Genomic DNA, 15,069 nt, shown 5'->3' with positions numbered 1-15,069 from the left:
TTAAATTTAATGAAAAATAGTTTTTAAAAAAACAAAGAACAAGATTAAAACACAGAGCAAAATAAAAATTTTATGATTATTTTATGAATGCAGTACTTAAAATTCGCAGTCTTTATACACAATCTTCATGATTTATCCCTTTTTATGCAACATTTGAAATTAAAATTAAAAAAGCTTGAATTTAAAAAATGACTCATTGATTATCAATGAATTATTGATGCAGTCGATCATTTATAACTGCATATTTTTCAACTTCTGCCTTGGAAATCCCAACGCCATGTTGTCAAGATTTTTTATTGATCGTCCTATTTTTGCAGGTGTACTTGCAATTATTGTCATGGCTGTGGGTTTATTTTCAGTACTTAGTCTGCCTGTAGAGCGTTATCCAGATATTGCGCCACCACGCATTACGGTGTCTGCGACTTATAGTGGTGCTGATGCACAAGCTGTGGAAGATAGCGTGACGCAAGTTCTGGAACAGCAAATCAAGGGAATTGACCACTTACTTTATTTCAGTTCAAGTAGTGATGCGAATGGTAGTAGCCGCATTAGCCTGTATTTTGCACAGGGAACTGATCCTGACGAAGCGCAGGTTCAGGTTCAAAATGCAGTGAATGGTGCGATCAATCGGCTTCCAGATGACGTACAGCGGCAGGGAATTAATGTCCGAAAATCCCTCAGTGACTCATTTATGGTGATTGGTTTGGGCGACAAAAGTGGTCGTTCAAGCAATATTGATATTTCAGACTATTTAAGCAATAACTTTGAACTTAATTTAAGCCGAATCGAAGGGGTGGGTGAGGTCAATGTCTTTGGTTCGCAATATGCAATGCGAATCTGGTTAGACCCGACTAAATTACGTCAATATCAACTGATGGTCAGCGATGTACGCACCGCACTGGAAAATCAGAATACTCAAGTGGCGGCGGGTGCCATTGGTGAATTACCGGTTAATAATGATCAATATCTCAATGCTAAAGTCACTTCTGGCTCCTTACTCAAAACCCCTGAACAATTTGAAAATATTATTTTAAAAGCCAACCAAAATGGCAGTTTTGTTTATTTAAAAGATGTTGCAAGGGTTGAGGTTGGGGCAGAAAATTATCAGGTTTTTAACCGACTGAATGGCTATCCCGGTTCTGGTTTATCTATTTCATTGGCAGTTGGGGCAAATCTGATGCAAACGGCCAAAGCTGTATATGCCGAAGTTGATAAGCTCCAGAAAAATCTACCAGATGGCTATTTTGTCATTTACCCACGAGATGATACGCCTTTTGTGAAAGAGTCGATGACTCAAGTAATTTCAACACTGCTTGAGGCGATTGTACTGGTGGTCTTGGTCATGTTTGTATTTCTACAAAACTGGCGCGCGACATTGATTCCTGCGGTCACAGTTCCAGTGGTGATTTTAGGAACGTTTGCAATTTTATCGGTGTTGGGCATGAGCATCAACACGCTAACCTTATTTGCAATGGTGCTGGCGATTGGGTTGCTGGTAGATGATGCGATTGTGGTGGTTGAAAATGTCGAACGGATTATGCATGAAGATAATATAGATGCGCGACAAGCCAGTATTCGGTCCATGCAGGAGATTGGTGGGGCTTTAGTCGGTATTACGTTGGTATTGACCGCCGTATTTATACCGATGTCATTTTTCAGTGGTGCAACAGGCATTATCTATCGACAATTTTCGATTACTTTGGTTGCTGCCATGGCATTATCCTTAATGGTCGCATTGGTTTTAACGCCTGCTTTATGTGCAATTTTATTAAAAGCAGAAAAGAAACAATTTAAATGGGCGGTTTATTTTAATCGAGCACTGGAAAATCTAAAAACAGCGTATTTAAATCTTTCTAAAAAAACCATTGATCATCAATATATTGCAGCAGCCATATTTGCAGTATTAGTACTTTGTTTTATCTGGATGTATCGTGATCTGCCAACCAGCTTCTTACCTCAGGAAGATCAGGGAGCTTTGATGGTCCAGTTTACTTTGCCTGAAGGCACCCCACTGGCTAAGACCGAACAGGTGGGTAAACAGATTTCTGATTATTTTCAGGCACAGGAGAAAGATAATACCAACGGTATTATGGTCATCAATGGACGTAATTTTTCAGGAACAGGGCAAAATTTAGGGCAGGCGTATGTGTCGCTCAAACACTGGGATGATCGTAAAGGGCAGGCAAATAGTGCACAGCAGATTCGTGCCAGAGCCTCACAGTATTTTGCTAAAAATAATCAGGCACGTATTAATGTACTGATGCCCTCAGTCATTCGGGGGTTGGGAAATTCGGACAAAGTCGATTTCTGGATACAGGATGTACAAGGTTTGGGACGTGAACAATTAATCGCCTCATTTCAAAATCTGCAACAAAAAAGTCAAAGCAGCCAGCAGGTGAGAAATGTCGATAAAAAAGGCAATGACGATCAGGCAGTATTGAATATCAAAATTGATCATCGTATGGCAATGGCGCATGGTATTAATGTGGGTGATATCAACCGTACACTTTCCACGGCATGGAGCGGAACCTATATTAATGACTTTATTGACCGTGGGCGAATTAAACGAGTTTACTTACAGGGGGATGCCGCATACCGCTCAAAACCTGAAGATTTAAGCTATTGGTTTGTAAAAAATAGCCAAGGCGAAATGATTCCGTTCAACCAATTTAGTTCAGTGCAGTGGCAAGGTGCACCACCTTTGCTGGAGCGTTTCATGGGATATCCATCCATTGAACTCGAAGCTGATGCGGCACAAGGTTTTAGTAGTGGTCAGGCCATGCAGGAAATTAGCCGAATGGTCGATCAAATGCCAGATACGGGCTTAGCATGGAGCGGTTTATCCTATCAAGAGCAACAATCGAGTAATCAGGCAATCTGGCTCTATATTATCTCAGTTGCATTTATCTTTTTATGTCTGGCTGCACTTTATGAAAGTTGGTCCATTCCTGCCGTGGTCATGATGGCGATTCCGCTCGGTGTTGGTGGAACCATTCTATTTAGTCACTGGTTTAATTTTGCCAATGACATTTATTTTCAGATTGCGCTCCTCACCACCATTGGTTTGTCCTGTAAAAATGCAATTTTGATGGTCGAATTTGCTGCGAATTTGCAGGAAAAAGGTGCGAGTGCGCTGGATGCGGCTTTACAATCTGCTGGATTACGACTCAGACCTATTCTAATGACCTCTTTGGCCTTTGGTGCTGGCGTAGTACCGTTAATGTTCTCAACAGGTGCAGGAGCATTAAGCCGTCAGGCGATTGGATACAGTGTATTTGGTGGCGTATTGTTTGGAACAATTTTAGTCCTGATTTTTATTCCCATGATTTATGTGTTAATTCGTACATTGTTTAAATACAAACCGCCACGGCACATATCTTAAAGTATGTTTTGAACTTGAGTGAAATTTAAATGAGGTTATCCATCATGAATATAAAAATGACATTTTTGTGGTCATAAATATTTTTATAGGTGGATGATGCGATAAATTTGAAAATAAAAAGCTCATTTTTAAAACAGAAGCATTTTAATTTCAAAAAGTTAACGTACTTGATTGTTAGAAACTGATAAATATGTAGGAATTGCTTTAATTTCTGGGGAATATCATGAATGCTCCATTATCCGTGTCATTGAATGATGCCATTATCCATTTCGATATTCAGAAAGCGCTTACGTTAGTGGCTCATTTAAAAGCCGCAGATCTTGCCGACGTGATTGAACAAATGCCAGTACAAAGTAGCGCGCAATTATTGGCCCATTTACCGAAAGCTGCAAAGGTATTTACCAAAATTGAACCCGATTATCAGGCAAAGTTGGTGCATGAGCTATCACGTGCTGATTTGGCTGCGATTGTCTCGGAAATGCCCTCAGATAAACGTACAGATTTATTTAAGCAGTTAGATCTGACTGAACAGGAGGCATTATTGCCTGCTTTGGCACAAGCCCAAAGGGAGGATATTCGACGTCTCGCGATGTATCAAGAAGGTACCGCCGGTGCAATCATGACATCCCAATATGTCACTTTACATCAGGACATGACGGTTGAGAAAGCCATAGCAACCTTGCGTCAACAAGCACCAGATGCTGAAACTATTTATGAATCGTATATTGTCGATGAAAAACGACATTTACTGGGAGAGGTTTCTTTACATGAACTCATTTTAGCACCTCTGGATCAAAGCATTAGCCAGTTGATGAGTACAGAGGTGATTTCTGCCTATGTGGATGATGATCAAGATGAAGTGGCCAAAAAAATTGCCCGTTATGATTTATTGGCATTGCCGATTATTGATCATGCGGGTGCGCTGCTAGGGATTGTCACTTATGATGATGCCATGGATGTTGCCAGTGCTGAAGCCAATGAAGACTTTTTAAGAGTAGGTGCGGTTGATGCTTCGACCCCAAGTGTAAATATTAAAGAAGCTCCGTTATTGCTGCTATATCGCAAACGTGTATTTTGGTTGGTCATTTTGGTGTTTGGTAGTCTGTTATCAGGCTTGGGAATTGCTCATTTTGAATCGGTTATTGAATCCAACATTGTTTTGGTGTTCTTTTTACCGTTATTGGTTGGAAGTGGCGGAAATGCAGGTTCGCAATCAGCCACCTTAATGGTTCGCGCCTTGGCAACAGGCGATGTGGTGATGACAGACTGGTTTAAACTACTGGGGCGGGAATGTCTGGTAGCATTAGCTTTGGGAATAACCATGGCTATTGCAGTCGCGATTTTGGGTTATATTCGTGGTGATGCCATGGTCGCATTGGTTCTGATTTTGAGCATGATGGGCATTGTGCTGATTGGAAGTGTGGTCGGAATGAGTTTGCCTTTTATATTGGATCGACTGGGTTTGGACCCTGCCAGTGCCTCTGCACCACTAGTGACCTCAATTTGCGATGCGACAGGCGTCATTATTTACTTATTTATTGCCGCACAATTATTAAGTTCGGTTGCGATGTAAGGTGATCAATTGAATCGCTCACAGAATTAAAAAAATATTTTATTTGAATTGGATTAAAATGAGGCTGGAGATTGTTTGATACTTAAAATTATGGCGCAACAAGAAAAACTGACACAGCAGGAAGTCATTAAATTGGAACGGGATTTGGCAAAATTTGCCAATGCGATGGATAGTTTGGTGCGTATTCCTTTTACCAAACAAGGCGTAGGTGCAGATGCGGCATTAAGTACGATTCCTTTTGCTGGTGATGTCGCTGGATTTGCACTAACCTGTTATGCAATTTATAAAGCCAGACAGATTGGTGTTCCACAACATAAATTAAACCCTGTGATTAAACTGGCGGCTATTGATGCCGTGGTGGGTTTTATTCCTGTCGCCGGAACAATATTTGATGTATTTATACGTCCGAGTCGCAAAGCTTTGGATATTGTGCATGATCATATTCGTGCTGAATATCAAATTCAGAGCGAATCACATGTGGTTCATCCTTATTTACATGAACGGCTGGAACACAAGCAACAGCAATCTGCATTTTGGCGAAACCCTGTGGTGAGCTGGATTTGGTTGCACTTACCTGATTTGATCGGTTTAATTTTTATTCTATTTTTTGTAGCCGCGATCTGGATTGGGACAAGTTATTTATGGTCTTTATATCAGGCACATTGATCATCAAACTCACGCATTTAAAATATAGAAATCTATAGAATTAAAAATACAGTGCATAAAAAACCAGTCGACTTGACTGGTTTTTTTTAAGTTTGAATGCGTGAAGCTGGATTACGGGCAATTCAATTGCTGTAATGCAGCAACACGTTGTTCAATACTTGGATGTGTTTGAAACAATGCGGCCAAACTAAAGCCTTGTTCTTTACCTTCTGCAATCGCAAATGCTTTCATTTCTTTTGGCATTTGGTCAGGCATTTCAGATTCAGCCTGTAAGCGAAGAAGGGCAGAAATCATGGCTTGCTTACCCGCCAAGCGTGCACCTGCTTCATCGGCACGGTATTCGCGATGGCGTGAAAACCACATTACAATTGCGGATGCCAAAATACCGAAAACGATGTCCAGTACGATGGTAATCACAAAATAGCCTATACCCGGTGCTTCACCATCCTGACGACCAAACACATTACGATCAATAAAATCGCCGACGACACGTGCAAAGAACATCACGAACGCATTCACTACACCTTGTATGAGCGCAAGCGTCACCATATCGCCATTGGCAACGTGACCAATTTCGTGTGCTAACACGGCACGTAGTTCATCTTTATTCATGCGTTCAAGCAAACCACTGGAAACGGCAACCAATGCGTCGTTTTTATTCCAGCCTGTTGCAAAGGCATTGGATTGATAAGATGGGAAAATACCAACTTCAGGCATTTGAATGCCAGCTCGTTGCGACAGCTCCGACACGGTTTGCAATAACCATGCTTCAGCCTGATTACGTGGAGCATTGGGGTCAATCAGTTCTGTGCCTGTGGTCTTCTTTGCCATCCATTTTGACATGAACAGTGAAATGAAAGAGCCAACCATACCAAATACAAAACAGATGACTAAGAGGTTGCCTAGATTTAAGCCACCCGCGCCATGGTAACTACCGACACCGAAGAGTGACAAAATAATGCCAGCTACAACCAGTACCGCGAGGTTGGTTAGCAAAAACAAACCAATCCGCATCATTGAGTAAATCCTCTTGAAAGATTCTAAATTAAATAGCGTATGATCCTAAAATCATTAGGCTAAATATGAGGGGCTTTTCTCAAAAATTCAAGACTTATTATTTTATTTAAGGAATTTTTAAGTTAAAGAATGTATGCGTTAATTCGAAATATGAATTCTTGCTGAAGCTGTTGCATTATCAGTGACATAGGTTCCCGGAGCATCTGTGAAGCTATTATTGGACACCGAAATAATCTGACGATTATACTTTGAAACTTGTTCAACAGGGGCATTCATAGAAGACGTATAATTGGCTGATTGGGCAAGCACTTGTGCTTGCGAAGACGCTACATTGCTGTTAACAACACCTGTCGCATATAAATTTTGAAAACGGCTGGTCACTCGTTTGACATAGTCCTGTGTTTCACGAAAAGGAGGAATGCCGCCATATTTATCTACATTGCCTTCACCTGCGTTATATGCCGCTAGTGCCAGCTGAGTGTTGCCATTAAAACGCTTTAACAACCAGCTTAAATATTTTGCACCACCTAAAATGTTTTCAAAAGGGTCGTAAACATTGGAAACATTAAAACGTTTGGCTGTTGCTGGCATCAGTTGCATCAAACCTTGCGCTCCGACAGGCGAACGTGCATGGGTATTAAAACCAGACTCTGTATGCATGACCGCCTTAATCAGTCCTTCAGATACACCATGTTGCTGTGCTGCCTGACGAATAATAGCGTCAAAAGCATCTTTATTTTTACTATAGCTTGGTAAAACTGCGGCTTCAGAATTTCCCCAGTTACGATATGTATGAATGTTACTATCAGCGTAATAAGTCGCTTTCACTTTGGTGAGTGAACGATCTGAGCTTTTGCGATTGGTAAGTAAGGTTCCACCATCGCGGTCTTTATAAATATAGATTTGTCCGGCATGACTGCTCACACTGATGGTTAAGCTCAGCAAAGTCCCCAAAACAAAATGTAAAGAAATACGTCCAGTATTTTTCATTGTAATTTATTCACTATCAATATTTAGGCACTGTTTTCGTGTTCCAGTTTAACAAAAAAAAACGTTTTAGGTGATTTTTGCTAAAATTTTTTTAAAACTGTTAAACAAATAAAAGCAAACTATTTTGTCTGAATATGCATCAAAAAAAATTTAAAATATTTTTTAGAAAGGGACGCTTGACATATCTAAGAAATTGATTTTTATACAAAATAATAATTGGTTAAAAAATGATCAAATTAAACACACGCCTTAATTTCAGCTTAAAACAGTTTGTCAAGTACTAAGAAATCCACAATTTTATCCACAGGTTTTGTGGACAACTGTGGAGAAGTCCAAAATATAAGCATCTTGGCGAAATTTTACGCTGAATAACAAAAAATTTGATGGGGCAACCGCTCAGTCTAATGCATAAAAATGACAAAGCTGCGAAATTAAAATTCTTTAGGTGCGATTCACGATCGAATCGGATAAAATCAGCCAGTATTTTTGTTTATGGGTAAAGTCTGTCTATGTACTCGCCAGTGGAGTCCGAGCAAGGGTTTAATTTTAAGCCTGAACTACCAACCAGCTCAGCATATTATCGGCTTTTAAAAAAGCTGCGTCGCCAAGTAGGGCATGCAATTCGTGATTTTAAAATGATCGAAGACGGTGACAAAGTCATGGTGTGTGTGTCGGGTGGTAAAGACAGCTATACCTTGCTGGACATCTTGTTGCAATTTAAACGAATTGCTCCAATTAATTTTGATGTAGTTGCGGTTAATCTGGATCAGAAACAACCGGGGTTTCCAGAAGACGTATTGCCACGATATATGGAAGAAAATAATATTCCTTATTGTATTCTGGAAAAAGATACCTACACCATTACCAAACGTTTGACGCCTGAGGGTAAAACCTATTGTGCGGTATGTTCTCGTTTGCGCCGCGGTTCATTATATGGATTTGCGCAGGAGATAGGAGCCACTAAAGTGGCTTTGGGGCATCACCGTGACGATATTATTGCGACTTTCTTTTTAAATCTGTTTCATGGTGGTAGCTTAAAAGCGATGCCACCCAAGCTTTTATCTTCAGATAAAAAGAACATTCTGATTCGACCACTGGCTTATGTCGAAGAAAAAGACATTATCAAATACGCAGAACTGCGCCAATTCCCGATCATTCCTTGTAACTTATGTGGTTCTCAGGAAAATCTGCAACGTGCCATGATCAATGATATGTTGCGTGAATGGGATAAAAAGTATCCAAAACGTTTGCATAGTATTTTTGGTGCATTGCAAAATGTCTCTCCATCACAATTGGCAGACCGTGAGTTGTTTGATTTTGAAGTACTGGATTCACAGCGTGAGCTCGATTTTAAAGATCCAGAGGAATTTAAAAATCGACTAGATGTGGTCAATTTGAGCTTCGCGGCCGAATGATTTTTTATAAATGCTAACTTATCATTGAGTTAGCATTTTTTTTAAACGAATTGAAAATTAATCAACAAAAATGAACAGCGCGTACAAAAAAGGTTAGCTCAAAAGAAATAGAACGTGCTATAACAATGTGCAAGCAAATTGCTTCCAAAAGATGTTGTCTGCTGAGTCAACACAAGGAATTGAACAAATATATTTGAGGAATAATCATGCCTGCATTTTTAACTGATGACTGGTTTTCTACTGTAGAACAATTGACTGCTGAAGCAGGTGACCTAAATCTACCGCCAGCATTAGCAAATTTGGCAATTAATCTTGTTGTTTCTGACGCTGGTGAAAATACTGAATTGGCTTTAGATGGCGGAAAAATCCAGAAAGGTTTATCTGCAAATGCAAAAACAACTTTGACGATGGATGCGGAAACATTACGCAAAGTTTTCTTGGAGTTTGATATGGCTGCGGCAATGCAGGCATTTATGACTGGAAAAATTAAAGTACAAGGTGATATGTCACAATTGATGGCATTGCAAACGGCTAAACCAAGTGCTGAACAAAAAGATCTATTTAAGAAAGTGCTTGCTCAAACTGCTTAAGCCTGAGCAAAACTGAATAGAGAAATAAATAAAAGTTTGGTGACTAAAGCCAAACTTTTATTTTTGCCGCAGACAGAGTCATAACGTTAAATATCAACCCAGCGATCACTGGTTTTAATATGTTCAACATAACTACGAATACGAGTCACATATTGAACCGCTTGACGATAACGACCATTACTCGCTTTATTACGATTTAAATAATCATAAAATTCAACCCAGTTATTGGGATTTTTACCTTGAGCTTGCAAGCGTTTTTGAATCTGATTGACTGCTCCGGGTCCCATATTATAAGCCACTAAAGCGTACCAATTACGATCTGGGTAAGGAATATGCTCATATTGGCTCAGCATCAAGTCGTAATATTTTGCACCACCTTGAATGCTTTGAACTGGGTCAACACGGTTGGTCACACCCATGGCACGCGCTGTACTGTTGGTCAGCATCATTAAACCTCGAACACCTGTGGGAGAGACAGAGTTCGGTTTAAGATAAGACTCCTGATAGCCAATTGCTGCCAATAACTGCCAGTCAAGGTCATAACGTTCAGCAGTCTTTTTAAAACTTGCCTTATAAATCGGCAGGCGATTGTTTAAATCCCGTTGGATGGTGCTCCAAGATTCTGGCTTAACCACATTGCGGTTATAAAAAGACGCAAGTTGACCCGTCACGCCAGTTTGCTTACTTTGACAAATAAAACCACTTGCAGTTTGAGCCAATGGATCATCTGCGTATTTAAATACCCAATTGAGTTGACTATTTAAGCCATTTTTACTGAGTTCAGCATCACTACCACAACTGGCTGAGAAAGAAATCAATTGATTTTTTTCAATCGTGTTCATACTGGCAGTAGTCATAGCAAAGTTAGCTTTGCCTTGAGCGACCATATTTAAAGCTGTAGCATTATCTTTTACAGTTTTAAAATTGAGTTTAACATTTAAACTTTTGGCGTACTGGCGGCTTAGATCATAACCGAAACCATGTAAAAACTGACCTTCTTTAAATACAGTGGTTGGCGATTCGACTGCAACAACAGTGAGGGTATTGGTATTGACGACAGCATTGTATTGGTGAGTTTTACTGGCATTAATACTATGAAACGGAAACAATGCTGTACTTAATGCTAGGGCCTTAAATGGCGTTGAAGAAAAGAAAGAACCTAGGCCACGCCTCGATCCAGTGGTTGAACTACTGTGCATGTTGTCTCCGCTACAGATAATTTACGCCCTAAAAAATCCAGACAATAATGCTTCCAGATTTTCAACAAGTTGGTAAATCCAAGAGGGTGGGCAGTCATGACGTCATTCAGAAATGACAATGAAAAACTTGACTTTGTAGAAAAACTACATAGTTTAAAAAATGATCAATTTTGGATCAGCGCGAATAATAAACACATAAAAATAGAATGTCAAATATTTTGTACAAAAAACACCCTCCTTAATTTCTAAGATATTGATTTAAAAGATGGAGTATTTTATACACTTTAGCAGTGTGGCAATCAGGGATAAAATGCTATTGTTTGTAAATAGAATGTTGTGTTTCGGTATTAGAGGATCATGAAATCAAACTTAATTACACGTTCAGGGCACGATAAATTAGTCGCTGAGCTGAGACAGCTATGGCATGAGGAACGTCCAGAAATTACCCAAAAAGTGAACTGGGCTGCGAGTTTAGGTGACCGTTCTGAAAATGCAGATTACCAATACAATAAGCAACTTTTGCGAAAAATCGACCGTCGTGTTCGTTACTTAGGAAAACGACTTGAGGAACTTAAAATTATTGATTATTCACCTGAGCAAGATGGCAAAGTTTTTTTTGGTGCTTGGGTGGAAATCGAAAATGACCAAGGTGAGAAAAAAACTTTAAGGATTGTTGGTGTGGATGAAATTTACGATCATCACCCCCAGCATATTTCGATAGAATCACCGATGGCTCAGGCTCTTTTAAGAAAAGAAGTTGATGATGAAGTGGAAGTGTTGACTCCTCAGGGGAAAAAACTTTGGTATATCAATACAATTCGATATGAATAAATGATAATTCATGATCTGGACTAATTTGCTTTAATTTTGAGCTATTGAAGAGTTTTTTGTTGAAATCGTTTGCCAAAAGCGGCTTTTATTTATATGATAGCCGCCATTGGAAGCGTGGCAGAGCGGTTTAATGCACCGGTCTTGAAAACCGACGAGGGTGTGAGTCCTCCGTGAGTTCGAATCTCACCGCTTCCGCCAAATATTTAAAAGGGGATCAAATATATAGTTTGGTTCCCTTTTTCTTTGGCACAATTTTGACACTATTCGAAATTTTAGCGATCTCTTCTTTGTTTTTATCCGAGTCAAACTAAGACTTTTCTCAGGTACTTACTTGACTGCTTCGGTTTTTGAATTCTTCAACGTATGTTTTACTGCTCATAAGTACTTAACTAATTAGCTATTTTATCTAAATAAAAGGTGTTTACAAAAGTAGTGGCTATTCATATTAACTTGACTTCAAACACTGACTTAAGTGTTCTGAGGTCAAGTTTTTTTTAAGAGACTTAAGCAATATAGTTTACGTAACTTCAATTAGATATCTAAATATATCGAATCAGCGCATGCCATGCCTGAATCATTAAATATCTTGTGCAGAAGCATGCTGAATAAAAACAGAGGAGTCATTCATGGGTACGCGTTCAACCATTATGGATACCAATAGCTTTCGGCCAGAACATGCGGCTGAGCTAGATCATGACACCCGAAAGCTGACCGATAAAAGGAATAAAATTTTAGGCGAATCCTACCGCTTATTTTATCGAAATCCTGTGCATTTGGTGAAAGGTCAGGGGCAATATTTGTGGGATGCGGCAGGTCACCAATATTTAGATGTCTATAACAATGTGGCGAGTATTGGTCATTGTCATCCTGCGGTGATTGAAGCGGTGAATGAGCAAATGAAAATGCTGAATACTCATACCCGTTATCTACATGAAAATATTTTAAATTATACAGAAGCATTATTGGAAACTACGCCTGACGAAATTGATCGTGCCATGTATATGTGTACTGGTTCAGAAGCAAATGATTTAGCAATTCGCATTGCTCGTGAATACAGCGGCGGGACAGGAATTATTGTCTCTCAAGAGGCGTATCATGGAACAAGTAGTTTAACTTCAGGATGTTCTCCAGCGCTTGGGACGGAACAACCTTTAGATGATACAACTCGTTTGGTTCCAGCACCTGATGATTATCGAATAGAAACTGATGATTTGGGCGCATGGTTTGCGCAGCAGATTCAAGCACAAATTGATGATATGAATGCAAAAGGCATAAAATTTGCGGGTTTTCTTGCAGATTCTATCTTTTCTTCTGATGGTGTCATGCCAAATCCTCTTGGCTTTTTACAAAAAGTAGTTGATGTTGTACATGCCAATGGCGGTATTTTTATTGCAGATGAAGTTCAACCTGGCTTCGCACGTACTGGCGATTCTTTTTGGGGATTTGGCCGCCATGGTGTTGTCCCTGATATCATTACCACAGGTAAGCCAATGGGAAATGGTATTCCAGTTTCAGGACTTTTAGCTAAAAGTGATGTGCTTGCTGCATTTAGCGATAAAATTCCGTATTTTAATACCTTTGGCGGTAATCCTGTTTCCATGGCGGCGGCACAGGCGGTGCTAAACGTGATTCAGGAAGAAGAATTGCAGACCCATAGCAAATATGTGGGAGGGCAGCTTCTCAAAGAACTGACTAAACTTATGGACAAGCATGAAGTTGTTGGTGATGTACGTGGAGCAGGTCTATTTATAGGATTTGAACTAGTCAAAGATAGAACGACAAAAGAACCGAATAAAGCACTGGCTCTCAACCTCATTGAGGAGCTTAGAAATACTCATCGGGTATTAACTTCTGTGGCAGGTCCTTATGGCAATGTATTAAAACTACGTCCACCATTGGCTTTTCAAAGCAAAGATATTGATTGGTTAGTGGGGGCTTTGGATCAATCTTTAACAAAATTAAAGTAAGACATTCACTCAAAATTTAAAAATACTCTTCAAATTGGATATGAAATATCTAATTTGAGGGGTAATTTTTTTGCCTAATGATTATTTTATAACCCTAATATTTTAAAGCTGATTTCTATCTTTATGAAATGAAAGCCTTTAATTTAGCATATTATTTTTCCTTGTATTTTAATGTCTTAATTGACGTGGCGTCACACCAAACCAGCGTTTAAAAGCACGAGATAAGGCGCTTACTTCTGAATAACCGAGTAAGAATGCCATTTCTGAAATCGGAATATTTTTTTGTTTAATATAATGTTCGGCGAGCTCACATCGTACCTGATCAACTAAATGGGTAAAGGTTAATGCTTCAGCTTTTAAACGCCGTGTCAGTGTGCAAGTGCTTAAACCTATATCATGTGCAATTTTTTCAAGGTTTGGTTCGCCATCATTGAGTTCAAGTTGTATATGAGAACGGACTTGATCCGCTAGACTTTGACTTTGAGAAGAGCGGTTGAGTAAACGTAAAGTATCCAGAATGACGGTTAACAAAATTGGATCACGTCCCGGCATAGGCTGTTGTACATCTTTTTTTGAAATAAGAATGGAATTAAAAGGTTGATCAAAATAAACAGGAGCGTTAAATAATTTGCTGTGCTCTTGCCAGAACTCAGGCCGTGTATGTTCAAAATGGATGGCTCGTGGTGAGTAATGAGGACCCATGACTTCACGGATCACATTCATAAACATACCCATGGTCAGTTCGGCATCTTGACGGCGAGTTAAAATAGCACCATGTTGAACTTGATAATCTATACGCCAACTATCACCCAAATCAACCATTCGATTTAATGTATCTTTTTGATGTAAATGAAAATGATGGGTTATATTGATCAGTGCAGATTCTAATGTCTCTGAACACAATCCAATGTAACCAATTAAACCAAGTGATTTAGGTTGAAACTGTTGACCATAGTGAAGACCAAAATTATCACAGCCTGAAACCAGAGCTGCCTGTTCCAGCACTTTGCAGTAATTAGGGAGTTGTAAGCTTAACGTAGGACTAACCAACAGTTCAGGATTAATACCACTGATTCCTAAAACATGATCAACATCAGCCCCCTTTTGATGAATAAATTCACTTAGACCTGATGCAGCCGCAGACAGTACACCCTGATTACACATCGTGGCATCGACAAGATGAGTTGGATTGAGATGTAACATGGCAAACTCTCATGATATTTATTCCTAACTATCATTAAGCAAAAGCCATACCACTTTCATTTAATTTCATTTAAATAAAAATATTTATAAAACATGCGCTTATATTTTATTTTTAAGGTTTGATTTTGCGAAGTCTGGTGTGGCCAATTCATTTTGTTACTATTTCTGATGATGAACTAAAAGGAGGCAATCAGTGTTCTAAAGACAGGCCAAAAAGTGAGGAATTAACATGAAAA

At 39.4% G+C, this 15,069-nt stretch carries 11 protein-coding genes, 1 tRNA gene and 1 pseudogene; 8 read left to right on the top strand and 5 right to left on the bottom strand.

The features are described 5' to 3' along the window. Positions 1-277: 277 nt before the first annotated feature. The 3 genes from E0D95_RS06715 to E0D95_RS06705 all read left to right on the top strand — a co-directional run bounded on the left by E0D95_RS06715 (position 278) and on the right by E0D95_RS06705 (position 5,621). Positions 278-3,382 (top strand): efflux RND transporter permease subunit, encoded by a 3,105-nt coding sequence (locus tag E0D95_RS06715; protein WP_130803164.1) that lies wholly within the window; start codon positions 278-280, stop codon positions 3,380-3,382. Positions 3,383-3,605: 223 nt separating this feature from the next. After that, positions 3,606-4,955, top strand: a complete 1,350-nt coding sequence (gene mgtE / locus E0D95_RS06710) for a magnesium transporter (protein WP_130803163.1) — start codon at positions 3,606-3,608, stop codon at positions 4,953-4,955. A 90-nt stretch (positions 4,956-5,045) separates the two neighbouring features. Then, positions 5,046-5,621 carry a DUF4112 domain-containing protein gene (locus E0D95_RS06705; RefSeq protein ID WP_130804851.1) on the top strand — a complete coding sequence of 192 codons (576 nt, stop codon included), beginning with the start codon at positions 5,046-5,048 and terminating at the stop codon, positions 5,619-5,621. 111 nt (positions 5,622-5,732) lie between these two features. Here E0D95_RS06705 and htpX read toward each other — a convergent pair whose 3' ends face one another. Together htpX and E0D95_RS06695 are read right to left on the bottom strand one after the other, a co-directional pair. Continuing rightward, positions 5,733-6,638: a protease HtpX gene (htpX, locus tag E0D95_RS06700; RefSeq protein ID WP_130803162.1), complete on the bottom strand. Its 906-nt coding sequence runs from the start codon at positions 6,636-6,638 to the stop codon at positions 5,733-5,735. A gap of 138 nt (positions 6,639-6,776) precedes the next feature. Next, positions 6,777-7,628 carry a lytic transglycosylase domain-containing protein gene (locus tag E0D95_RS06695; protein ID WP_130803161.1) on the bottom strand — a complete coding sequence of 284 codons (852 nt, stop codon included), beginning with the start codon at positions 7,626-7,628 and terminating at the stop codon, positions 6,777-6,779. Positions 7,629-8,137: 509 nt separating this feature from the next. Here E0D95_RS06695 and ttcA point away from each other — a divergent pair. Both ttcA and E0D95_RS06685 read left to right on the top strand, forming a co-directional pair. Then, the gene (gene ttcA, locus E0D95_RS06690) at positions 8,138-9,043 is read left to right on the top strand and encodes a tRNA 2-thiocytidine(32) synthetase TtcA (RefSeq protein ID WP_130803160.1); all 906 of its coding nucleotides are present in this window, start codon (positions 8,138-8,140) and stop codon (positions 9,041-9,043) included. A 206-nt stretch (positions 9,044-9,249) separates the two neighbouring features. Continuing rightward, positions 9,250-9,633 carry an SCP2 sterol-binding domain-containing protein gene (locus E0D95_RS06685; protein ID WP_130803159.1) on the top strand — a complete coding sequence of 128 codons (384 nt, stop codon included), beginning with the start codon at positions 9,250-9,252 and terminating at the stop codon, positions 9,631-9,633. An 86-nt stretch (positions 9,634-9,719) separates the two neighbouring features. On the opposite strand, the gene E0D95_RS06680 is transcribed toward E0D95_RS06685, so the two are convergent. Then, on the bottom strand, positions 9,720-10,832 hold the full coding sequence (locus E0D95_RS06680) for an MltF family protein (RefSeq protein ID WP_130803158.1): 1,113 nt from the start codon (positions 10,830-10,832) through the stop codon (positions 9,720-9,722). A gap of 357 nt (positions 10,833-11,189) precedes the next feature. On the opposite strand from E0D95_RS06680, the gene greB reads away from it, so the two are divergent. Then, complete coding sequence (gene greB, locus E0D95_RS06675; RefSeq protein ID WP_130803157.1) at positions 11,190-11,663, top strand: transcription elongation factor GreB; 474 nt, start codon at positions 11,190-11,192, stop codon at positions 11,661-11,663. A 108-nt stretch (positions 11,664-11,771) separates the two neighbouring features. Then, a tRNA-Ser gene (locus E0D95_RS06670) sits at positions 11,772-11,861 on the top strand. Positions 11,862-11,877: 16 nt separating this feature from the next. On the opposite strand, the pseudogene E0D95_RS15955 reads toward E0D95_RS06670, so the two are convergent. Continuing rightward, positions 11,878-11,967, bottom strand: a pseudogene (locus E0D95_RS15955) (tyrosine-type recombinase/integrase); the annotation flags it as partial. A gap of 322 nt (positions 11,968-12,289) precedes the next feature. On the opposite strand from E0D95_RS15955, the gene E0D95_RS06660 reads away from it, so the two are divergent. Next, positions 12,290-13,630: an aspartate aminotransferase family protein gene (locus E0D95_RS06660; RefSeq protein ID WP_130803156.1), complete on the top strand. Its 1,341-nt coding sequence runs from the start codon at positions 12,290-12,292 to the stop codon at positions 13,628-13,630. A gap of 168 nt (positions 13,631-13,798) precedes the next feature. On the opposite strand, the gene qhpR is transcribed toward E0D95_RS06660, so the two are convergent. Continuing rightward, positions 13,799-14,833 carry an AraC-like transcriptional regulator QhpR gene (qhpR, locus tag E0D95_RS06655; protein WP_130803155.1) on the bottom strand — a complete coding sequence of 345 codons (1,035 nt, stop codon included), beginning with the start codon at positions 14,831-14,833 and terminating at the stop codon, positions 13,799-13,801. Between the last annotated feature and the right edge of the window lie 236 nt (positions 14,834-15,069).

It is taken from the genome of Acinetobacter ihumii (assembly GCF_900625095.1).
In the GTDB taxonomy this organism is placed as follows: Bacteria; Pseudomonadota; Gammaproteobacteria; order Pseudomonadales; family Moraxellaceae; genus Acinetobacter; species Acinetobacter ihumii.
The sequence above is the reverse complement of the archived record's forward strand: the minus strand, read 5'-3'. Positions and strand labels throughout refer to the sequence as shown.